General features: G+C 58.6%; 14 protein-coding genes, 1 tRNA gene and 1 pseudogene. 8 read left to right on the top strand and 8 right to left on the bottom strand.

The features are described 5' to 3' along the window. The first annotated feature begins 22 nt into the window (after positions 1 to 22). The 5 genes from BQ5361_RS06325 (at position 23) to BQ5361_RS06305 (ending at position 11032) form a co-directional block, all read left to right on the top strand. On the top strand, positions 23 to 2479 hold the full coding sequence (locus BQ5361_RS06325) for a S8 family serine peptidase (protein WP_052131079.1): 2457 nt from the start codon (positions 23 to 25) through the stop codon (positions 2477 to 2479). Positions 2480 to 2584: 105 nt separating this feature from the next. After that, positions 2585 to 5065: a S8 family serine peptidase gene (locus tag BQ5361_RS06320; protein ID WP_052131080.1), complete on the top strand. Its 2481-nt coding sequence runs from the start codon at positions 2585 to 2587 to the stop codon at positions 5063 to 5065. Between the two features lie 136 nt (positions 5066 to 5201). Continuing rightward, positions 5202 to 7715: a S8 family serine peptidase gene (locus tag BQ5361_RS06315; RefSeq protein WP_052131081.1), complete on the top strand. Its 2514-nt coding sequence runs from the start codon at positions 5202 to 5204 to the stop codon at positions 7713 to 7715. A 181-nt stretch (positions 7716 to 7896) separates the two neighbouring features. Next, on the top strand, positions 7897 to 10383 hold the full coding sequence (locus BQ5361_RS06310; RefSeq protein WP_052131082.1) for a S8 family serine peptidase: 2487 nt from the start codon (positions 7897 to 7899) through the stop codon (positions 10381 to 10383). Positions 10384 to 10603: 220 nt separating this feature from the next. Further along, positions 10604 to 11032, top strand: a complete 429-nt coding sequence (locus tag BQ5361_RS06305) for an OsmC family protein (protein ID WP_035473777.1) — start codon at positions 10604 to 10606, stop codon at positions 11030 to 11032. Positions 11033 to 11247: 215 nt separating this feature from the next. Here BQ5361_RS06305 and BQ5361_RS06300 read toward each other — a convergent pair whose 3' ends face one another. Continuing rightward, positions 11248 to 12582 (bottom strand): MATE family efflux transporter, encoded by a 1335-nt coding sequence (locus tag BQ5361_RS06300; protein WP_035473825.1) that lies wholly within the window; start codon positions 12580 to 12582, stop codon positions 11248 to 11250. Positions 12583 to 12762: 180 nt separating this feature from the next. Between BQ5361_RS06300 and BQ5361_RS06295 the strand changes: the two genes are divergently transcribed. Both BQ5361_RS06295 and BQ5361_RS06290 read left to right on the top strand, forming a co-directional pair. Further along, on the top strand, positions 12763 to 13332 hold the full coding sequence (locus tag BQ5361_RS06295; protein WP_022063863.1) for a helix-turn-helix domain-containing protein: 570 nt from the start codon (positions 12763 to 12765) through the stop codon (positions 13330 to 13332). Positions 13333 to 13500: 168 nt separating this feature from the next. Next, a pseudogene (locus BQ5361_RS06290) lies at positions 13501 to 15704 on the top strand (heavy metal translocating P-type ATPase). A gap of 377 nt (positions 15705 to 16081) precedes the next feature. On the opposite strand, the gene BQ5361_RS06285 reads toward BQ5361_RS06290, so the two are convergent. The 6 genes from BQ5361_RS06285 to BQ5361_RS06255 all read right to left on the bottom strand — a co-directional run bounded on the left by BQ5361_RS06285 (position 16082) and on the right by BQ5361_RS06255 (position 21635). After that, positions 16082 to 17482, bottom strand: a complete 1401-nt coding sequence (locus BQ5361_RS06285; RefSeq protein ID WP_257587947.1) for a monomeric [FeFe] hydrogenase — start codon at positions 17480 to 17482, stop codon at positions 16082 to 16084. Positions 17483 to 17492: 10 nt separating this feature from the next. Beyond that, positions 17493 to 17747, bottom strand: a complete 255-nt coding sequence (locus BQ5361_RS06280; protein WP_022063857.1) for an NAD(P)H-dependent oxidoreductase subunit E — start codon at positions 17745 to 17747, stop codon at positions 17493 to 17495. Between the two features lie 43 nt (positions 17748 to 17790). Continuing rightward, on the bottom strand, positions 17791 to 18975 hold the full coding sequence (locus BQ5361_RS06275) for a SpoIIE family protein phosphatase (RefSeq protein WP_035473779.1): 1185 nt from the start codon (positions 18973 to 18975) through the stop codon (positions 17791 to 17793). A 10-nt stretch (positions 18976 to 18985) separates the two neighbouring features. Then, positions 18986 to 20713 (bottom strand): [Fe-Fe] hydrogenase large subunit C-terminal domain-containing protein, encoded by a 1728-nt coding sequence (locus tag BQ5361_RS06270; RefSeq protein ID WP_022063855.1) that lies wholly within the window; start codon positions 20711 to 20713, stop codon positions 18986 to 18988. Beyond that, on the bottom strand, positions 20707 to 20952 hold the full coding sequence (locus BQ5361_RS06265; protein WP_022063854.1) for a (2Fe-2S) ferredoxin domain-containing protein: 246 nt from the start codon (positions 20950 to 20952) through the stop codon (positions 20707 to 20709). Before BQ5361_RS06265 ends, BQ5361_RS06270 begins: the two co-directional genes overlap by 7 nt. Positions 20953 to 21548: 596 nt before the next feature. Then, positions 21549 to 21635: transfer RNA gene (locus tag BQ5361_RS06255), tRNA-Leu, on the bottom strand. Between the two features lie 112 nt (positions 21636 to 21747). Here BQ5361_RS06255 and BQ5361_RS06250 point away from each other — a divergent pair. Continuing rightward, positions 21748 to 21990, top strand: a complete 243-nt coding sequence (locus BQ5361_RS06250; RefSeq protein WP_035473783.1) for a hypothetical protein — start codon at positions 21748 to 21750, stop codon at positions 21988 to 21990. A 343-nt stretch (positions 21991 to 22333) separates the two neighbouring features. On the opposite strand, the gene BQ5361_RS06245 is transcribed toward BQ5361_RS06250, so the two are convergent. Further along, positions 22334 to 22678, bottom strand: coding sequence for a four-helix bundle copper-binding protein (locus BQ5361_RS06245; RefSeq protein ID WP_035473827.1), 345 nt, complete (start codon positions 22676 to 22678; stop codon positions 22334 to 22336). Between the last annotated feature and the right edge of the window lie 86 nt (positions 22679 to 22764).

The following is a 22764-nucleotide window of genomic DNA, read 5'->3' as shown; positions in this document are numbered from 1 at the left end:
AAACGGAAAGAACGAATAATGTATGAAATACAGGTATTGGTTGGCAGGGCTTTGTGCGGGATTGCTGATTTCCTGTGCGAAGGAGAGTTTTACAGTCGGTGTGGAGCCGGAAGACGGCGACCGGATATATGCCGACGGCGATGAGGTAATCAGGGGCTGGATACGGATAAAGCTTTCGGAAGAGGGTCCCGAAGCGCTCCGGACTGGGCAGTTTACACGCGGCGAAGCTGCGACGGGCGACGGAGATATCGATGAGGTGGCGGCTGCGCTCGGTGCTACCGAGGTGCGGCGCGTTTTCCGCGACGGAGGCCGTTTTGCCGAGAGGCGCCGCCGGTACGGTCTGCATTTGTGGTACGATATACGTTTCGACGAGGAGATTCCCGTATCGCGGGCCGGGGCTGAATTTGCTGCGCTTCCGGGAGTGGCTTATGCGGAACCGGTGTACCGGATACAGCGCCTTGACGCTGCCGCGATTCCTGCCGAAGCGCTGTACGAGCCGCCCGTGCCGGCGGCAGAGGAGGGACAGTGGCCTTTCGACGACCCGATGCTCTCCCAGCAGTGGCATTATTATAACGACGGTACCATCAGCGGGACGGAAGCCGGTGCCGACATGAATCTGTTTGAAGGGTGGAAAACCACCGCGGGCAGTCCGGCCGTGATAGTCGCCGTGACGGATTCCGGCGTGCAGTTCGACCATGAAGACCTGGCTGCCAACATGTGGGTGAACGAGGCCGAACTGAACGGAACGGAAGGTGTGGATGACGACGGAAACGGCTATGTGGATGACATATACGGATGGAATTTTGTCCGGGACAGCGGAACGATAGTTCCGGAAGACCACGGTACGCATGTAGCCGGTACGGTGGCGGCAGTCAATAACAACGGCATAGGCGTCTGCGGCGTGGCCGGCGGTACGGGCAATGGCGACGGAGCCCGCATCATGTCGATGCAGATATTCGAGGGCGACGAATCCGTAGGCGATACGAATGCGGAGTGTTTCGTGTATGCCGCCGATAACGGGGCCGTGATTTCGCAGAACAGTTGGACGTGGACCCGGCTGTCGTCGCTTCCGAGAGCCTACGACGAAGCTTTCGACTATTTCATCGAAAATGCGGGAATGGACGACAGCGACGGCGACGGGGTGAATGACCGTCAGACCGGCCCCATGAAGGGAGGTATCATCATCTGTGCGGCGGGCAATTCCGGCGGGAGAATAGAGTATCCTGCGGCCGATGCGAGGTGTGTGGCCGTCACGGCAATGGGGGCGACTTTCAAGCTGGAAGCCTATTCCAACCGGGGAGCGGAAGCCGATATCATGGCGCCGGGCGGCGTGAAGGCCGCCAATTCGAAACGCCGGGTGTGGAGTACGGTTGCCGATAACGATTATGCCGCCATGTACGGTACGTCGATGGCGTGTCCGCATGTATCGGGCGTGGCAGCCCTCATAATCGCGGAATACGGACAGGAAGGGTTTACGGCCGAGCAGTGCCGTGAGATACTGCTGCGGGCATACCGTCCTGTCGGCGGTCTTGCCGACGACGATGCGGAACTCGGCGTACTGGGCGTGGGACTGCTCGATGCGGGGGCCGCATTCGTGACGGACCCCCAGTCGCAGCCGGGTGTCGTGGAATTCGGTTCCATGCAGGTGTCGGGCAATACGGTGAGCGTGCCGTGGCGCGTGCCTGCCGACGGCAACGGGAATGCCGTCGCGCAGTTTGTCGTGGAGTATGCCCCGAAAGAAGGGGGCGGCACGCCGGGTGGCGGAACCGTTGCGAACCGTTACGACGTGGGGCAGACCATGGTGTACACCTTCGAAGGGCTGTACAATACCGATTACGAAATAAACGTTCGTTCTATAGACCGGTTCGGAAACAGTTCGGAGGCGGTGTCCGGTTCGGTATCCATAGGCAATTTCGAGAATCGTCCGCCGGAGAGGACTTCCGAAAGGATGGCGGATGTATCCATGCCCGATACGGCGGAGACGAGTATCGTGAGCATAACGCTCACTCCTTATTTTACCGACCCCGACCTTGAATACGGCGACGAGCTCTCCTATTCGGCGACGAGCGTGAACGAGGATATCGTCGCCACAGAGGTGGCAGGGGAGGTGCTGAGGCTGATTCCGCGTGCCAAAGGAACGAGCCTGGTGACAGTGACGGCATCCGACCTTGCCGGGGCGACGGTGGGTTTCTCGATATATGCTACGGTAGCCGGAGGTACGGGCCCCTCGGGCGATGACGGGGCGGTTGCAATAAGTCCCAATCCGGTGGCTGACAGGCTGAATGTCCGGTTGGGTGACACGGAGGGCGAAGCGGCCGTACGCATTTATGACGGTGCTGCCCGGCTGGTGATGGAGGCCAGGGAAGAGATAGTCGGCGGCGGTGTGGAGCTCGATGTCAGCCGTCTTAGTCCGGGAGCCTATTCGCTTGTTGCGGAAGGTGGCGGACGGACGGTGCGCGGTACTTTTGTGAAACGGTAGCGGTCGATGGAACCGAATGGTGCCCGGCGGGTTCGGACACCGGAGCGGAAGGGCGGGATGTCCGCCTGAGGAGACGGAACAAACATTTAATACATAATAACAAGGATGAAAAAAGTACAATATTTATTGATGTCCGTATGTGCCCTTGCGGCGGCTTCCTGTACCAAGGAGGCTTCCTTTACGGAAGAAACCAAACCGGAGGCCAAAACCGAGATGGGGGCAGGCGAAGTGCGCGACGGGTGGATAAGGATAAAAATCAAGGAGGATGCCGCTCCGCTGCGTGCGGGGGTGTTCACCCGCGGTGCCATGGAGTCCGGAAATGAGGATATGGACCGTATCGCGGCCGAACTGGGTGCTACCGAGGTGCGGCGCGTATTCAGCGACGGCGGCCGGTTCGCGGAGCGCCGCCGCCGGTACGGCCTGCATCTGTGGTACGACGTGCGTTTCGATGAAAGTGTACCCGTGTCGCGTGCTGCAGACAGGTTTGCGACCATCGACGGAGTGGAGTATATCGAACCCGTCTATGTCATCAAGAGTACGGATGCCGATGCGGTCTATGTGCCCGACAATGTCATCTATACTCCTTCGGTAGCGGTTACGCGCACTGAGATGCCGTTCAACGACCCGATGCTCTCCCAGCAGTGGCATTACAACAACGAGGGGGAGAACGGATTTACAGCCGGTGCCGACATCAACCTGTTCGAGGCATGGAAGGTCGAGACCGGCAAACCGAACGTCATCGTGTCTGTGCATGACCAGGGAATCGTGCTCGACCATGAAGATTTGGCGGCCCATATCTGGGTGAACGAGGCCGAGATGAACGGTGCGGAAGGTGTCGATGACGACGGCAACGGCTATAAAGACGATATTCACGGGTGGAATTATATAAACAATTCCCCGGATATCATTCCCGAAGGACACGGTACCCATGTAGCGGGTACTATCAGCGCGGTAAACAACAACGGCATCGGTGTCTGCGGCGTGGCCGGCGGAACCGGTGAGGAGGACGGCGTGCGGATAATGAGTCTTCAGATACTGTATCAGCCTGTGGCCGGCGGTTCGTCGCAGTTTTCGGAACGTGCCCCTGAAACGTATGCGTATGCCGCCGATAATGGGGCAGTGATTTCGCAGAACAGTTGGACACTCGGCGTGACGGGCAAACTTCCGTACTCCTACGAACAGGCTTTTACCTATTTCAATGAGAATGCCGGTATGGACGATACGGACGGCGACGGCGTGAACGATGTACAGACCGGCCCGATGGCGGGCGGAATCATCATCTTCGCAGCCGGCAATGCAGGCGGTCCGACGCTTCTGCCCGCTGCGAGCGACAAGGTGATAGCGGTGGCCGCATCGGGTCCGAACTATGAGAAGGGTTCCTATTCGAGCTGCGGTCCGGAGATAGACATCCTTGCCCCGGGCGGTGCCGGTTCGCAGGGCGGAAAGGGGAATGTGCTCAGTACGTACAAGGACTCCTACACCGGAGAGGTCGGCTATTCGCATCTGTGGGGAACCTCGATGGCCTGCCCGCACGTTTCGGGTGTGGCTGCACTGATAGTGTCGCACTTCGGCGGCGAGGGCTTTACGGCGGAGGAGTGCAAGAAACGTCTGCTGAACGGTTACCGACCGATGGGCGGCCTGATTCCCGACGACCAGCTCGGTGACATAGGCGTCGGACTGCTCGATGCCGCAGCCGCTCTGATGGACGACCCCGGTACGGTACCGGCCAATGTGGACGATGCGGAGGTCTCTTCGGAACTCAATAAGATAAACCTGACGTGGACGGTGCCGGCCGACGGTAACGGAGCGGCGGTGGCTACCTATTGGGTAACTTACGGTGCCGAAGGTGAGGAACCCGTCGAGCAGGAGATAAGGAACCTCTACAATGTGGGTACCGAGGTGACCTATGCGTTGGACGGAAAGTACAATACCGCTTATGATATCAGTATCCAGACCGAAGACCGCTGGGGAAACAGGACGACCGAAGCCAAAGAGCTCTCCGTGACGCTCGGTACGTTCGAAAACGTGGCTCCTACGGTCATGGAGAAAATCGGCGACAGCAATATCGCGGCTCCGGGCGAGGAGAATATCAGACAATATACGCTTTCGGATTACTTCACCGACCGCAACCTTTCCGACGGCGACGTGCTGGCCTATACGGCAAGCAGCAGCAATGAAGCCGTGGTTGCCGTGTCCGTAGCCGAGGACATCCTGACTCTGACGCCCAAGGCAAAGGGGTCGGCCAACATCACCGTGACGGCTACCGACCTGGCGGGAGCGTCCGCCGAGCTGAAGTTCCGGGTGTCGGTAACCAGCGGACCTGCACCGGGCCAGGCCGTATCCGCCCTGACCGTAACGGAGAACCCCGTGGGCGATGCACTCGGATTCTCGCTTTCGGAGGCGTCCGGAGCAACGGTGGATGTAACGGTTTATGATGCTGCGGCGAGAAAGATTTACGGCGGCGGCGTGACGTTGGATACGAACGGTGCAGGTAGTGTGGATGCTGCGGCATGGAGTCCCGGCGCCTATACGCTCGCTGTCGTACACGGGAATCAGACGCTCAAGGCATCGTTCGTGAAGAGGTGACGGCAGCCGATATGTATGAATGAGTTATGCGATACAGGTTCCTTGGCGGTGTGCCACGGAACCTGTATTGCGATGGGAATGTCCGGCCGGTATAGCGGCCGGGATTCGAAAGAGCGGATTAAAGTTTTGCATTGCGATGAATTATAAATATTTGTTTTTGGGAGTGGTTTCGTTGGCCGCATTGTCGTGTGTCAGGGAGCCTGCGACGGACTCCGGAATCTGTCCCGGCCGGGAACCGGAAGCAGTGGCCGACGACGGGTCGGTTGTCAGCGGCTGGATAAGGATAAAGCTGCAGGAGGATGCGGCACCGCTCAAGGTGGGGGTGTTTACGCGCGGTGAGGCCGATTCGGGCAATCCGGAACTGGACCGGGCCGCCGCTGCGCTTGGTGCCACCGAAATACGGCGCAGTTTCAGCGACGGCGGCCGGTTTGCCGAACGCCGCCGCAGGTATGGGTTTCATTTGTGGTACGACATCCGTTTCGATGAGGATGTGCCCGTGTCTCGTGCCCAGGACGGCATCTCGTCGCTTCCCGGCGTAGCGCATGTCCAGCCCATCTATCGGATAGTGCCGCTGGACAATGGGCGCGGTATTCCGGGGGAGATGGTGTACAGACCTGCGGCAATCGGTGCGGCACGGCCTTCGGACGAGCCGTTCGACGACCCGGGGCTGCCGCAGCAGTGGCATTACAACAACGAAGGTTCCATCAGACGTGCCGTAGAGGGTGCCGATATCGACCTGTTCGAGGCGTGGAAGACCACGGCGGGAGACCCGGCCGTAATTGTGGCTATCATGGACGGCGGCGTGCAGTGGGACCATCCCGACCTGGCGGCCAACATGTGGGTGAACGAGGCGGAACTGAACGGTATGCCGGGTGTGGATGACGACGGCAACGGGTATGTGGACGATATTTACGGATGGAATACCATGCGCGAAAGCGGAGAGATAGCCCCCAACAGCCACGGAACGCATGTGGCGGGAACGGTTGGTGCCGTCAATAACAACGGCATCGGCGTCTGCGGTGTGGCCGGCGGTACGGGCGAGGGAGACGGCGTCCGGCTCATGTCGTGCCAGGTATTCGATACCGTGGAGTCGGGCAAGGGTGCCGAAGCGTATCTTTATGCCGCGGACAACGGTGCGGTCATATCCCAGAACAGTTGGGTGTACAATAATATGGCTGTTTTGCCTCAGGATATGTCCGATGCGTTCGATTACTTTATCGAGAATGCCGGTATGGACGATACGGACGGCGACGGCGTAAACGATGTACAGACCGGTCCGATGGCGGGCGGTATCCTGATATTCGCCGGAGGGAACAACGACTCTTCGGCTATACAGCAGCCCGCTGCCGACCCGCGCACCGTGGCGGTGACGGCTATGGGACCGGATTATACCAAGGCGGGGTACTCTAACTACGGTGTCATGGCGGATATCTATGCTCCGGGCGGAGCCGACGGCAACGACACGAGCTATCCGCGGGAGTGTCAGGTATACAGTACCGATTTCGGCGGCGGCTATGTCTACATGAGCGGTACCTCGATGGCTTGTCCGCACGTTTCGGGCGTGGCTGCGCTGATAGTGTCGCATTATGGGGTAGGACACTCGGATTTTACGGCGGAGCAGCTCAAGGAGCGGCTTTTGCGCAGCTACCGTCCGGTGAGCGAGTACGTAGGGGCTAAATACGACGGTAAACTCGGCGTGGGACTGATAGATGCAGGGCTTATCTTTCTGGAGAATCCCGAAAGCGTCCCCGGCGAAATCACCTCACCCGAGGCGGAGGCCGTACTGAACGGTCTGAGGCTGTCGTGGCTGGTACCTGCCGACGGCAACGGAATGGCCGTGGCCGGATTTACGGTGACCTATACGGGAAGAGGAGTCGGCAAGTTCGCCGACCGCGAGGAGGTCTCCGAGGAGCTCTCCTTCAGCAATTACGCAGAAGCGGGCGACCGGGTGTTGTACACGGTAGAGGGGCGCTACAATACGGAATATGAGCTCCTTGTGTCGGCGGTGGACCGGTTCGGAAATGTTTCCAATGCAGTCGCCATCGCTTGTACGACAGGAGACTATGCGAATGAAAAGCCGCGGATAACGGAGCGGTTCGGAAATATCAAGATAGCCGAGGCGGGTGCGGCCTCCTCCGTGCGGTTCGTGTTGTCGGACTATTTTAGCGACCCCAACCTGGCCGACGGCGATGTGCTTGCTTATAGCATTACCAACCGTTACGAGCATATCGTGCGGACGACATTGGAGGAGGGGAACGTATTGGTCCTTGAACCGTTGGCCAGAGGTACCGCCAACGTTACCGTGCTGGCTACCGACCTCGACGGCGAGGTGGCGCAGTCGGCCATGACGGTAATTATCGAGAACGGGCCCGACCCTTCCGATAAACCCGATGAACCCTCCGTCGAGGGATTCGCGCTCTATCCCAATCCGGTGGCCGACCTGTTGCATGTCCATCTCGGCCAGGCGGCAGGCGACAGCATGGAGTTTGCCGTCTACGATGCGGCGGCCCGCAAGGTTATCGGAGGCCATCTCGATTTCGACGCGCAGGGCGTGGCGGAACTCGATGTCTCCGCTCTGGCGCCCGGCATCTATACGTTTGTGGGCGACGGCGAACCGGATACGTGGAGAGGGACGTTCCTGAAGAGATGACGCCCTGGGTCCGTGGCGGAGCGTCTGCGCATCCTGCGGCACCGGCTCCGGAAGGGAATTGCGGGGTGTCGGAGGAAGGAGAGAACAATGGTCTGCCGAACGGAATGTCTGCCGTATCGGCAGCCGTTCCCCGTACCGGAAATGAACGAAACCAGTGATGAGAACCTAAATAAACGAAAGGATGAACGGATATAAACTGTTGTTGATGCTGCTTTTGGCAGGCATCGTTTTCTCCTGCGTCAGGGAGCCGGAGGCTCCGCTTTCCGACGGACAGATACCGCAGGAGACCTATGCTCCCGATGATGAGGGGGTACTCAAAGGATGGGTGAGGATAAAGCTGCGCGATGACGCACAGGCTCTGCGTGTGGGGACTTTCACGCGCGGTGCCATGGAGTCGGGTGACCCGGAGCTGGACCGGATAGCCGCTTCGCTCGGAGCTACCGAGGTGCGCCGGGTGTTCCATGAAGGCGGACGGTTCGCCGAACGCCGTAGGAAATTCGGCCTTCATCTCTGGTACGACGTGAAGTTCGACGATACGCTGCCCGTGTCGCGTGCCCAGGCCGAGCTTGGCTCCCTGTCCGCTGTCGCGCATGTGCAGCCGGTCTATACCATCCGGATGTTCGATGCGGGGAATACGCTGCCCGAAGAGGCCGTGTATGTCCCGGCACAGCGGAGAGCGGAGCGTGCGGGGGCAGGGCCTTTCGACGACCCGGGACTTCCGAAGCAGTGGCACTATAACAACGACGGAAGCGGCACCAAGTGGGTCGAGGGTTCGGATATCAACCTTTTCGAAGCATGGGAAGTCACTGCCGGCGACCCGTCGGTGATAGTGGCCGTCACCGACCACGGGGTGGAATACGACCATCCCGACCTTGCCGGGAACATGTGGGTGAATGAAGCCGAACTGAACGGTACGCCCGGCGTGGACGATGACAATAACGGGTATGTGGACGATATTTACGGATGGAACGTCATCCTCGATTCGGGTACCATCAATCCCGGTACGCACGGTACGCATGTGGCCGGTACGGTGGCGGCTGTCAATAACAACGGCATCGGTGTCTGCGGTGTGGCCGGTGGCACGGGCAACGGCGACGGCGCTCGGATAATGTCTCTGGCGATATTCGACAGCACCAGTGCCAATGCGGGCAGTTATCCCGATGCCTACGCCTATGCGGCGGATAACGGAGCGGTGATAAGTCAGAACAGCTGGGGATACACCAGCGGGGTGGCGATGCCGCAGGATGTCTCCGATGCGCTGGATTACTTCATCGCCAATGCGGGTGTCGATGAGAACGGCAACCAGACGGGGCCCATGAAGGGCGGCCTGCTGGTCTTTGCTGCCGGCAACGAGGGGACACCCAGTGCCCGCATGCCTGCGGCCGACCCTCGGACGCTCTGCGTGACGGCGATGTGTTCCGATTATACCCGACCCAACTATGCGAATTACAGCGACGACGTGGACATCTTCGCTCCGGGAGGGGCTGACGGCAACGACCGCAACTACAGCGATGCGGACCGGGTGTACAGTACCGACCTCGACGGAGGCTACAGTTATAAATGGGGCACTTCGATGGCCTGTCCGCATGTGTCGGGTATCGCTGCGCTGGTCGTCGCTCATTACGGTGTCGGCCACCCCGGTTTTACCGTCGAAGAGTGCCGTGAAATATTGCTGCGGAGTTACAGGAGCGTCAGCGAATATGTGGAGCCGAAATACGACGGCAAACTCGGTGTCGGCCTTGCGGATGCGGGAATGATATTCCTGGAGGATGCCGGTACGGCTCCGGGTACGGTTTCGGCGCCTGCTGCGAGAGCCATGGGAAGGGAGCTCGAACTGGCATGGACGGTTCCGGCCGACGGCAACGGGTTGCCCGTAGCGGAGTTCCGGCTGACCTATACGGGCCGGGGCATCGGCAAGACCGAGGGCAAGGCTCCGGATACCTCCGGCGAAGTCGTGCTGCGGAACTATACGGCCGTAGCAGAGACGGCGACCTATATATGGACGGGACAGTACAATACGGAGTACCGTTTCGAAGTCTCCGGTATCGACCGTTTCGGTCATGAGTCGGAGAAGGTCTCCTTTTCGCACTCCACCGGAGATTACGAGAACGGCAAACCGCGGACGCAGCAGGATTTCGCCCCCGTCGAATTCGAGAATGTCGGTGAGGCCTATGCCCTGAGTTTCGACCTGTCGGAATATTTCACCGACCCGAATTTCGGGGACGGGGATATGTTGTCCTATTCACTTATCAACCGCAACGAGGATATCGTCGATGCTGCGGTGCGGGAGGGGCGGTTGGTGCTTCTCCCGGTTGGCAAGGGAACGGGCCGTGTGACGGTGACGGCTACCGACCTCGACGGCGAGGGGGTACAGTCCGTTCTGACCGTTACCGTGCTGAACGGTCCGGAACCGGCTGCGCCTGCCGAGGGTTTGCGTCTCTCTCCGAATCCGGCCGGCGACGAACTCGGTATAGCGGCCGGTGTGCGGAATGCGGAAGTGGAGGTAACGGTGTACGACGCGGCGGCCCGCCAGGTGATTGCGGGTACGGTGGCGCTGGATAGCCGGGGGTACGGTACGTTGAATGTCTCCGCTCTGGCGCCGGGTACCTATACGCTGGTGCTGGAGGCTCCGGGATTGTCGGAGAACGGCTCTTTCGTGAAAAGATAACCGGCTGCCCATCCGGGCGATGCGGTGAACGGGCGGGACGGCATGGCTGTCCCGTTCCGTTTTCAGGAGGGAGGGGAGCTGTCGGCGATAGGGAATCCTTATGGCGGTATAGGAAAAGAGATGGGGGTTTCGTATTCGGATTGTGGCGTTCAGGTATTATCTTTGTTCTGTACAAAAGGGCCGGAAACGGCAATTGCGAATCCATAAAAAATACGAGGAGATGGCAACGATACAGACCTTATACCTGGGCGACCTCCGAACGGAGATAACCCATGTACAGTCGGGCAACAAGGTGATGACCGATGCACCGACAGACAACAACGGCAAGGGCGAATATATTTCGCCGACCGATATGGTGGCTGCGGCTTTGGGCAGCTGTATGCTGACGCTCATGGCCTTGGCGGCCCGCCGGCTGGAGATAGAACTCAAGGGAACGAGGGTGGAGATACAGAAAGTCATGGCGGCCAATCCGCGCCGTATCGCCGAGATAAAGCTCGATTTCTATTTTCCCGGCAGCTATACGGACCGGTGCAGGAGGATAATCGAGGGGGCCGGGGAAACTTGTCCCGTGGGGAAATCTCTGCATCCGGACGTGAAACAGACGGTGACCTATCACTACGCCGAGGCTTCCTCGTGTGAAGTGAAATAGCCGGGTATGCCGCAGTTTCCGGTCGGCCGAATTGCCGCGGGTTATCGGAAGGGGCCGTATCGCTTTGAACAAATGCGGTTCAAAGCGATACGGCCCCTTTCAGTCTGTAAGAATCAATGCGGTGTCGTCGGTGACCGGGTGCCGATGTCGGAAAGCACGTACCGTTTCGGAATGTACGTACCGGGGTCGAAGGCGGATGCCCTCGTCCCGATATGTCATATCCTCTTCGATTGCCAGTCGGCCCTTTTCAGGTAGAGATAGGAGAGGACCAGCAGTCCGAGGGCATATACGGCGTCGCTCGTCCAGCAGAGGGCGATGTCGGAGCGGAGCCGGACAGCGATGATGCAGATGTAGATGACGTAGAGCGTCGTTGAGGCGAGCTCCATCAGGAATGCCTGGCGCGTATTGCCTGTTCCCGATACGGCGAGGAAGAGGACGTAGGCCGGCACGTTGAGGATGTAGATGAGCAGCATGACGCGCATGGAGGGTACGGCGGCGGCTATCAGGTCGGCATTGTCGGTGAAGATGCGCATGATGAGCGCCGGGAAGGCCATGGCGAGCAGGAACAGCGGCAGGATGGCCGCCGCGCACATCCGCATGATGCGGTAGCAAACGGGCATGACCTCCTGCGGTTTGCCGTTGCCCATCAGATTGCTGACGATGGCCGTTCCGGTCGAAGCGAAAGCCGATACGAACATGTAGAAGAATGCCGATACGTTCCGTACGATGTTCGATACGGCGAGCGGCCGTTCGCCGAGGTGCTCGATGGCAAGGAAGAAGAAGAGCCACGTAGCCGACGAGATGAAATACTGTACGGTCGTCCAGCCCGAAACACGGAATATCTGTCGCTGTATCAGCGGCGAGAGGCGCGTGAAACGGAACATGCCGTAGCGTTTGTAGTCCGTCCGCCGGCGGGTATAGAGTACGAAGAAGACGACGGAGATAAACTCCGCGGCAGTCGAGCCGATGGCTGCTCCTGCAATCCCCATGGCGGGCAGGCCGAGTTTCCCGAAGACGAATATGTAGTTGAGCACCACGTTGCTGAGTACCATTACGATACCGTTCAGCGTGAGGATGGAGGTGCGTGTGGTGGCCATGTAGAAGGCACGGAACATGCAGGCGATGAGCGAGAAGAAGAGCCCCCAGATGCGCAGGTTGATGTAGTCCATGGTGGCCCCGTAGATGGCCGGCGAAGAGAGGATGTTCCGCAGCAGCACGGGCGATACGGTGTAGGAGAGGAGGGTGACGGCGGCGGCTATCATCATCAGTATTGCGCTTCCCTGAAAGAAGATATTGCCTATCGAGCGGTATTGTCCCTCGCCGTTGCGGCGGCCCATAAGGATTTCGGCACCCACGCTGAAGCCGAATCCCAGCATGTATAGTACCATGTAGTAGATACCCGCTATGGCGGATGCGCCGAGTTCCACTTCGCCGACATGTCCCATGAATGCGGTGTCGGTCATGCCGATGAGGTGCTCCATGAGCAGGCTTATCAGCACCGGGTAGGTAATGCGCCATATCTTGCGGTGGGGGAATTCCGTGGTTTTCATGTGTATGGCCTTCTTCGTTTCTTTCTGTTCTGCGGCTGCAAAGATAGCGATAACCTGCCGAACCGCCATATTCAGGTATCCGTCCTTCGGACGGAAATCCCTATCTTTGCGGAAAAGCGGTGCATGTCGGGGCGGCCGCAGGGCCGCTGCCGCGGAGCTGGAGATGATTTGCCGGGATATATGGAATCGACCTTCATATATATCAAGAACATGGTGTGCGACCGGTGCATCATGGCGGTGCGCAGTCTGTTGCAGGAGATGGGGTTGGAGCCTCTCTCCGTAAGGCTCGGCGAGGCGGAGCTTTCCCGTCCGCTGTCGGCGGCGGGACGGGCATCGCTCGATGCGGCATTGCGTCGGCTCGGTTTCGAGCTCATTGACGGTCGCCGCGAACGGCTGGCCGAGCAGGTCAAGACGCTTGTCATCGAGCTCGTACACCGGGAGAACGGCTGCCTGCGGGTCAATCTTTCCGATTACCTGGCCGAACGGCTGCGTCACGATTACGACTACATCAGCGGCATCTTCTCCGATGTGGAGGGAACGACGGTGGAGAAGTTCTTCATCGCACAGAAGATAGAGCGGGTAAAGGAGCTGCTCGCCTATGACGAGTTTTCGCTGAGCGAGATAGCCGGCATGCTCAACTATTCGAGCGTTGCCCACCTCAGTGCCCAGTTCAAGCGGGTGACGGGACTCTCGCCGAGCGCCTACAAGCGGGCCGGGCGTCCCGGACGACTCCCGTTGGACAAGGTGTGAGGCATGTGGGCTCTTCGGCCGACGAATGCGGCGGTGCGCACGATGTCCGCGGCCGACAGGCTGCATGTCGATAAGAATCTTGTAAACTTTTCCGGTAATTGTGTAACGTTCGGCGGACGGTTTGTCACCATCTTTGTATCGTTACGGAACATAAAAAGTTATCGTATTATGGCCAAGGTAAAAAAGATATTTCCCGTATTGCAGATGGGGTGTGCCGCCTGTGCGGCGCGTGTGGAGAACGCAGTGAAGGAGACGCCGGGTGTCGTGTCCGCGGCGGTGAACTTCGCTTCGGCTAACCTGTCGGTGGAGTACGACTCCGCCGTCGTTTCGCCCGAGGGGCTGCGCGAGGCGGTCCGCCGGGCGGGTTACGACCTGCTGGTGGAGGATGAGGGCGTTTCGCCCGATGCCCTCGATGAAATCCAAAAAAAAAAGTAAGCGACCTTAAGCGCCGGACGATATGGGCGGTTCTCCTGTCGGCTCCGGTCGTGGTGATAGGCATGTTCTTCATGGAGATGCCCTATGCCAACGAAATCATGTGGCTCCTTTCGACGCCGGTTCTGTTCTGGTGCGGAAGGGGCTTTTTCACGAATGCGTGGCGGCAGCTCCGCCACCGTTCCGTCACGATGGATACGCTCGTGGCGCTCAGTACCGGCATCGCCTACCTTTTCAGTCTTTTCAACATGCTCTTTCCGGGATTCTGGCTTTCGCGCGGCATCCATCCCCATGTCTATTTCGAGGCGTCGAGCGTCATCATCGCCTTCATTCTACTGGGCAGGCTGTTGGAAGAGCGTGCGAAGGGGAGTACGACTTCGGCCATCCGCAAACTGATGGGGCTCCAGCCCCGGACGGTGACGCTCGTGGCGCCAGACGGCAGCCATCGGCAGACGGGTATTGCGGAGGTGCGTGCGGGCGATATCCTGCTCGTGAAGCCGGGCGAACGGATACCCGTGGACGGCAGCGTGACGGGCGGCTCCTCCTACGTGGACGAGAGCATGCTGACGGGCGAACCGGTGGCTGTCCGGAAAGGGGAGGGCGATGGGGTCTTCGCCGGCACCATCAACCAGAAAGGGAGCTTTACCTTTCGTGCCGAGAAGGTAGGCGGCAATACGCTGCTCGCCCAAATCATCCGCATGGTGCAGGATGCACAGGGCAGTAAGGCCCCCGTGCAGAAACTTGTGGACCGGATTGCCTCGGTCTTCGTACCGACCATCATGGGAATTGCCCTGCTGGCATTCATTCTTTGGATGCTCCTCGACCCCTCCGACGGTTTCACGCACGGTATTCTCGCGCTGGTGACCGTCCTGATTATCGCCTGTCCGTGTGCGCTGGGACTCGCCACGCCTACCGCCATAACGGTAGGGATAGGCAAGGCGGCCGGCCAGGGTATCCTGATAAAAGATGCCGATAGTCTGGAGACCGCCCGGAGGGTCGATACCGTCGTGCTCGACAAAACCGGTACCGTTACCGAGGGGCGGCCGGTCGTGACGGACGAGGTTTGGCTGGAGGGACGGCGGGAAGCTGCAGCGATATTGGCCGGACTGGAAGCGCTGTCGGAGCATCCGCTCGCTGAGGCGGTGACGGCTCATTACGGTCGGCCGGAAAATGTGGAAATCGTGGATTTTCGGAGCCTGACCGGTCGGGGTGTCAGCGGTATCGTGGAGGGACAGACCTGGTATGCGGGCAGCGAGAGACTGCTTCGCGAACAGCATATCGTCTTGACGGAGGAACTGGCGGCGACGGCGGACGCATGGACGGCGGAGGCCAAAACGGTGATATGGCTGGCCGACAGCAGTCGGGCGCTCGGGGTCGTGGCCGTCGCCGATACCGTGAAGGCGAGCTCCGTGGAGGCAGTCCGGCAACTGCGAGGCGCCGGACTGGAAGTCTGTATGCTGACCGGCGACAACGAGGCGACGGCCCGTGAAATAGCCGCGCAGGCGGGTATTGTCCGTTACCGGGCCGGCGTGTTGCCCGACGGTAAGGCGGATTTCGTGCGGGAGCTTCAGGAGCAGGGGCGTGTCGTGGCTATGGTGGGCGACGGTATCAACGACAGCGCTGCATTGGCGCAGGCCGACCTCGGTATCGCCATGGGGCGCGGCAGCGACATCGCCATGGATGTGGCCAAGATGACCATCGTCTCCTCCGACCTGACGAAGATACCGGTGGCTATCCGGATTTCGGCGCAGACGGTGCGTACCATCCGGCAAAATCTCTTCTGGGCCTTCGTCTATAACGTGATAGGTGTACCTGTCGCCGCCGGTATCCTCTATCCGGTGAACGGTTTCCTGCTCAACCCCATGATAGCCGGAGCCGCCATGGCCTTGAGCAGCGTCAGCGTGGTGACCAACAGCCTCCGCCTGAAGTGGAAGAAATAGCTGTCGGCCGGCGATTGGCACTTCCTGCGATGCTCGCAGACAGGCGCGGGAGCACAGCCGACCCCGTAGCTTGTGCGTGATGTTTGCTTTGCTGCGTGCCGGCGGGGCCGTTCGGGCCGTTCCGGGCGTTGGCTGATGGGAAACGAGCGGGCAAAGAAGATAATTCATTGCCCGACGTAGCGGGAAGAAGTGCGGGAGACCATTGCCTTGCGGTGCCGGCGGCAGAGGTGTTGGCGGAGGAGAGATGGACTGGCTGCCGGCTGGCTAATGGAATCGGACTGTTCGTCATCTTTTGCGGTCGTGATACGGCATAAACGCGGAGCGCGCCGCAACATCATGTTGCGGCGCGCTCCGGCTTTGTTTGACGGACGGAGTTCCTATTCGGTGAGCGCCCGTTTGATTTGGCGTTTGGCCAGCGTCAGCGGTGCAAGCGAGCAGGGGCCGTTCACACAGCCTCCCTCGCAGGCCATCACCTCCACGAACTGGGCTATCGGCTTTTTGACCATCGCCTTCAGCAGGGCGGCGTTTTTCTTGTCGAGTCCTTCGATATTGGTCGTGGTGTAGCCGTCGCCCACGGCATGTACGATGGCGTTGCGTACGCCGCCTGCCATGGCATAGCCGCGGCCGAACTTCGTGACCTCCGGGTTGAGCGGTGCCGTCTCCTCGTCCTTCTGTACCTCGACGCCGTAGGCTACCATGAAGGCTCCCAGCTCCTCGAAGCTCATCACGTAGTCTACCTCCGGAACGAAATCGGCCTCGTGCCTTTTGGCCAGACACGGCCCGATGAATACTACCTCCATCTCCGGGTCGGCGGCCTTTACCCGACGGGCCGCATAGACCATCGGGCTGCGCGTCTCCGAAACGAACGGTTTCAGGACCGGGGCATGTTTCTCTACCCATCCCGTGTAGGCCGGGCAGCAGGAGGTCGTCATGAAAGGTTGCCCTGCGGCGATGCGCTCCTGAAGCTCTTCGGCTTCATTACGGGAAGTATCCTCCGCGCCGAGCGCAACTTCCACCACGTCGTCGAATCCGATGCGCTTGATGGCGGCGAGTATTTGTGCCGGCGAGGCGTCGAACTGGCCGTTGATGGCCGGTGCGACGATGGCTGTTATCTTCTTGTTCGGGTCGGCAAGACATTTGTGGACGTCGATGATTTTGGAACGTTCCGTGATGGCTCCGTAGGGACATGCCTGCATACACTTGCCGCAGTAGATGCACTTCTCCTTGTCGATATGTTCCGTACCGTCCGGCTGTTTGGAGATGGCCTTGACGGGGCACGCCTCTTCGCACGGGACGGGCGTATAGATGATGGCGTGGTAGGGACATACCTGCTGACAGAGTCCGCAGCTCACGCAGTCCTCCTGTGAAATGGTCGCCTTGCCGCCCTTGAACGAGATGGCGCTTTTGGGACAGTTCATCATGCACGGACGGGCTTCGCAGCCGCGGCACATGTTGGTGATGAAGTACTGCGACTGCATGCAGGCGTTGCACGCTTCGTGCACCACGGAGAGGATATCCTCCTTCATGTTCTTGTTGTCCAGTGATTTCTGGGCATAATGGGAGAGCGGCACGAGGTCGATATCCTCCTCGTTGCGGATGTCGAAACCGAGGATGGATATGATTTTGTGGCGGATGATGTACCGGTCCTTGTGGACGCAGCAACTGTTCTTCTTGTCGCGCGGACGCATCTCCACCGGGATGTACCGGACACCGTCTACGAGGTTGTTCTCCTTGAGTAAGGTTACGAGTCGGATTAGCAGCTCACGTTTGGTGAGCATTGCATAATTGTCATAAAGCATTGTGCAATTCTTCCTTTAATATTTGTATGAGTCCCGCCGTGCTTACGCGGGCTATCGTGCGGCCGTTGACCTGTACGTAGGGCGGTTCCCCGCCGTCGTTGCACATCCCCAGGCACGGAGAGTAACTGATTTGGATTTGTTCCCTTTCTTCGTGCGGCAGGGAGTCTATCGCGGCTTTCAGTTCGGCGCCGCCCATGACGTAGCACATCGTGCCCATACAGATTTTTAATTCGATTTTACCCATAGTTCTCAGCCATTTCTTTAAAGTACCTTCGGATGTCTTTATGTCATAAGTATGTAATGTCGACGTCTTTCAGCCATTTGGTTTCGAGCAGGTATTTTATCTTCTTCACGACGTTGCGCCGTATTTCCAGCTCCACCGGCAGGGTGGGGTCCTGATGGGCGATGTTGATGCGCGTGCCGACCAGAAACGTTATCTTGTCGCTGTCGGCGAGCATCTGCAATATTTGGTCGGCCGGTCCGCCGCGCCGCTGTCCATCTCCTCCGTCGCCGGAGAGCAGGCTCTCCACCCGGCTGAGCGTGAGGATGCCTTCCGTGATGAGGTCGATGCCCTCCATACGTGAGGCCGGCGGCAGGTCTGGTTCCATCATCTCCATATCGAGCGTAATCTCCCGGCCCGTTTCGCGGGAGAGGATGTTGGCCGTCGTTCCCCCGCAGATGATTTTCCGTCCCGGAAACTCCGTGACGAGCTTGCTCAGGTAGGCGTCGTTTTTCTCGTCGAAGGGAGGCCCCGTACAGATGAGCAGGTTTCTCGGCTTGCGCATGTAGATGACGCAGCAGCTCGTGTCGTCCTTGAGTGTGTAGCCGTCGTTCTTCTCGGACTCGATGACCACCTTCCGTGCCAGTTCCTTGGCCGATATCGACGGGTTCCGGGCGACGCACTCCCGGATGAATGCCTTTGCACCCTCTTCCCAGCCGAAGGGCATGTTGCGGTTGCCCATGCCCGACTGGCTGACGCCGTCGCTGAAGAAGATTATCCGGTCCTCCTTCTCCATGGCGAACTCCGAGAGCCACATGGCCGTCTGTCCCATGTCGTCGCGCTCGACCGGTATCCGTTTCTTCTCCACATCCACGAACTGGCCGCCCCGGAAAAGGTAGTAGGCCGGATTTTCGTACTCCGCTATCCGGGTGTTGCCGAAGCAGTCTATGTCGCAGAGACAGAAGGTCGAGTAGCTTATCTTGCGCACCTCGTCGCGCGGTAGCGTCTTGATGATGGAGGCCGCGGCCGCAGTGATGTCCTCGTTCATCATCGAAAAGTTGAGCAGCATCGAAGATGTCATAGTGGAGAGTACGCTCGCCTTGATGCCGCTTCCCAGTCCGTCGGAGAGTACGCTGATGACGCGCCCCTCCTCCTTGAACTTGTGCGACACGAACGAGTCCCCGCATACGATGTTGTCTCCCTTGTTCTTCTGGAAACAATCGACCTCTATGAAATCTCCGTTTACCCTCACTGCAGACTCTTCAGTTCGTTTTGTTTCCGCCGTCGTCCTTGCCCGGCTTGTCGTATGCTTCCATGATGGAACGCAGCGTCGCGTCCGTATAGGCGGCGTTTTCCCCCAGCAGGCCGGCCACCTTCTGGACGGTCAGCATGTGGTTCCGTATCACTTCGCGCGTCTTTTCGAGCATCCATTCTTTCCGCACCGCAGGTTCGTGCAGGTTTTGCAGCAGGCCGAAGACCTGTTTCTGCGGCTGTATGTTGTAGATGGAGAGCAGCCATGTTCGCTCGCCCTCGTTGATGCGCCGTTCGCGGAGCTCCTCGCCCGTGGCGAGCACGGTGCGGAACATGGACTCGAACGGGCAGAGCCCTTTCAGCGAGGCCCCCTCCATGCCGGGGAACATGTCGTAGACGCCCAGCGTATCCTCTCCCATGCAGGCTGCGAAGGTGCGGTTCATGTCCACTATCTTGAGCTCTTCGTTCACTATCACCACTCCGGCGGGTATCTTCTGCAGCAGGGCCGTTGCCTTGTCGTGAGCCACCTTCCGCATGTATGAGGCACACATGTTGTCCTCGGCCCGTCCTTCGAGCATCGCTACCGCAAAGTCGCGGCAGGTGTCGTAGCCGCACGAACTGCAGTTGAGCTCGTCCGCCGCAGTCGTCTTGCCGACGGCCGCGAGCGCCTCCTTTATCCGGTATTCGGGGTAGGTGGTCTTCGTCTCCTGCGGGTCGGCCGGAAAGTCGGCATGCAGGTCTAGATGGCTGAAATCCTTTGAGGGATTTCCCGTCTCGCACTTGTCCATGATGTCGTAACGTTTGATGGCCAGGGAGGTAGCCTTGAGCTTGGCCGGGCCGTTGATGCATCCGCCCTTGCAGGCGAGCAGTTCCATGAATATCGTATCGCGGCGGTTCACGGTGTCGAGTTGTTCGAGCACGCCCTTGACGGTGGGCAGGTCCGAAAAAGCCATATGCGTAGCTCGCCTGCCCGGCGAACGGAATCCGGCGAGCATGCCTCCCTCTACCGGATACATCGCCCCGGCTCCGGAGTGGTAGGGGACGAAGGTCTCTTCGCCGTCGGCCTCGGTCTCCGCCGGTTCGATACCCTCCCGTTCGAACCACGTCCGCAGGTCCTTGAAGGTGATGGCCACCTCCACAAGGCCGCCGTAGGTATCGGCTTCCGATTTCTTGCCGATGCAGGGGCCCGCGAAGATGATTTTGATGTCGTCGCCGTAGAGCTCCTTCAGAATTTTGGCATGGGCTATCATGGGCGATACGATGGGCGTGATGTTGGCTGTCAGTTCGGGTGCGTATTTGCGGATGTAGTCCACCACGACCGGACATGCCGAAGAGAGGTAAACCCCTTCGGGTGCTGCCGCGAGGAAACGTTCCGTTTCGGCGGTTACCAGTTCCGCACCGAGCGCCGTTTCGGATACGCCTGCGAAACCGAGACGCTTTATTGCGCTTATCAGCCTGCCGACCGGTATGTCTCCGAATTCGCTCACATAGGAGGGCGCGAGGGACATGTACATCTTGCCGGGATGTTTCGATACGACGAGCTTGGCCCGCGTCAGGCCGTCGCGTATCTTTTTCGCTCCTGTCGGGCACACCTGCGTGCAGTGGCCGCAATATACGCAGCGTTCGGCTATGATGGAGGCCTTGTTGTTCTCAATCCTGATAGCCTTCACTGGGCACTCCCGGATGCATTTGTAGCAATCCTGGCAGTTTTCCGGTTCTGTATATACGGGCCTTAGCATTTGAATTCCTCTTCGAGTATCTTATGGAGCAATGACAGGTTCACCTCTTCATAGACCTGGTCGTCGATGCAGATGATGGGTCCCCTGTTGCACATGTTTTCGCACAACTGCCCCGTGAAGGTCACCTCCGCTTCCAGGCCTCTGTCGGCAAGGAACTGTTTGACGACCGCTATATTGGCATTGTTCCCGCGTGCGAAACAGGAGCTGCCGAGGCAAATACTGATGCGCCTTTTTCCCATGGTTTCCGGTTGGCTTTATGTGTTTTCCGAGCTATAAAAATAGTAATAGTTATCTACATAACGTCGAAAAATCACTAATAATTGCGGGGGCGGAAAATCGGCCTACCCCCGTTGTTCGCCGAAAAGGGCCGTTGCAGGGCCCCCGGCGTTCATGGGCCATACCGGCTAAGAAATACCGCTATGGTCGCGCATAAATATGCTGTGTTTTTATTTGTGTGTTATATCTTCGTTTTTCCTGCCGCAAAAATACGCACTTTCCTTCCGTATATGCAAAAAAACTATCGGATTTAATCCTGTTAATGACACGGTTCTGTCGAATCCTATCGTTCGGAACAGGTAAGTAGTTGGTGTATAGCGCGATGTCGAATGGGAATAGAGCAACGTAAGAAAGCATTTTCCCGCTGGCGGCCGGTCGGGGAGAAAACGGAGGCGACGGAAGGGAGGTGGGCCGGGGAAGTTCGCCCGATTGGCTGCATACAGGTCGACGGATTTGTATTCGGTGCAACTACCGGTTGCAGCGCAGCCGCGACCGCGCAAGGTCGCTTCCTCATGAGAAAAAAGTAAACAGGCCCGCTGGAATTCAGCGGGCCTGTCGTTGGTGCCCAGGACAGGACTCGAACCTGCACACTATCACTAGCACTAGTACCTGAAACTAGCGTGTCTACCAATTCCACCACCTGGGCATGGCTGGTAGGCTGTCCGGGTTTTCGTTCGCCCGAACGGAGTGCAAATATAAGGAAAAATCGGAATCGAGCGAATTTTTCGGAAATATTTTTATTCCAATCTTTCGCTCGGATGGTTTTCGCGGGTGCTACGGTGGTCTGCTGCGCTGCGGCAGACGGGAAGGAGACGGATTCCGGGTGTGGACGAGGCTGGCGGAAAGGGTGGCGGGGAGCGGTCGGTGTATTGCCTGTCGCTGCCGGGCCGTTCGCTGTCCTGCTGCGGGTTGGGCATGAGGAACCGCAGAAGGAGCAGGCGGAGCATTTGGGAGGAACTGGAAAGAGCAAGGTGTCGGGTGGCGGTGGAAGAGGCCGGTAGCGGTCGGGGTGACCGGAACGGTTTGCGGCTGTTCCGTTTCAGACAGGTACATGACGGATACGAACAGGGAGAGCTTGGTTGGTGCTTCGCACGCTACGGCCCTATATGGGAGGGTATACGGAAGGTATAAAAAAAAGGAAACCCGGTCGGGGCAGAGCCCTCGGACCGTATTTCCTTCACTAACCTAAAACTACTAACCTAAAATGAACCTTAAAACTTCACTGCAAAGATAAGCCCGTATTTCTGATTTTCCAAATTATTTTAATAATTTTTTAAATTATTTTAGGAACATTTTTGTTACAAAGCAGTTGCGCTGGAACGTATCGGTTCTCTGTGGCGCTGCTCAGGCTATTTTCCTGTATTCGTCCATATAGTCGTGGCAGGCTTCGGCACATTCGCTGCAGCTTTTCGCGCACTCCATGCAGTGGAGGTGGTTGTGTTTGCGGCATTCGGCGGCACACTCTTCGCAGGCCTTGATACAGATGCTGAGTACCTCGTGCGTGAAGTCACCCGTATAGGCGAGCGACGATGCCGTATGTTCGCATATCTCTGCGCATTCTACCGTCCGTTTGATACAGCGCCTCATCATGTCGATTCGCGCCTCTTCGAGGCAAGCGTTGAAACAATACTTGCATGCGGACTGACATTCGTAGATGCTATTTAGGAGTGATAAAATATTGTCTTCCATAATCATAGTGTTTAAAAAAATCGCTTTGTCCTTAAAGGAACAAAAGGCGTGCCAAACTTATTGGCGGAGTGCCTGAAGCTTGGATT

Source organism: Tidjanibacter massiliensis (assembly GCF_900104605.1).
Lineage (GTDB): Bacteria > Bacteroidota > Bacteroidia > Bacteroidales > Rikenellaceae > Tidjanibacter > Tidjanibacter inops.
The sequence above is the reverse complement of the archived record's forward strand: the minus strand, read 5'-3'. Positions and strand labels throughout refer to the sequence as shown.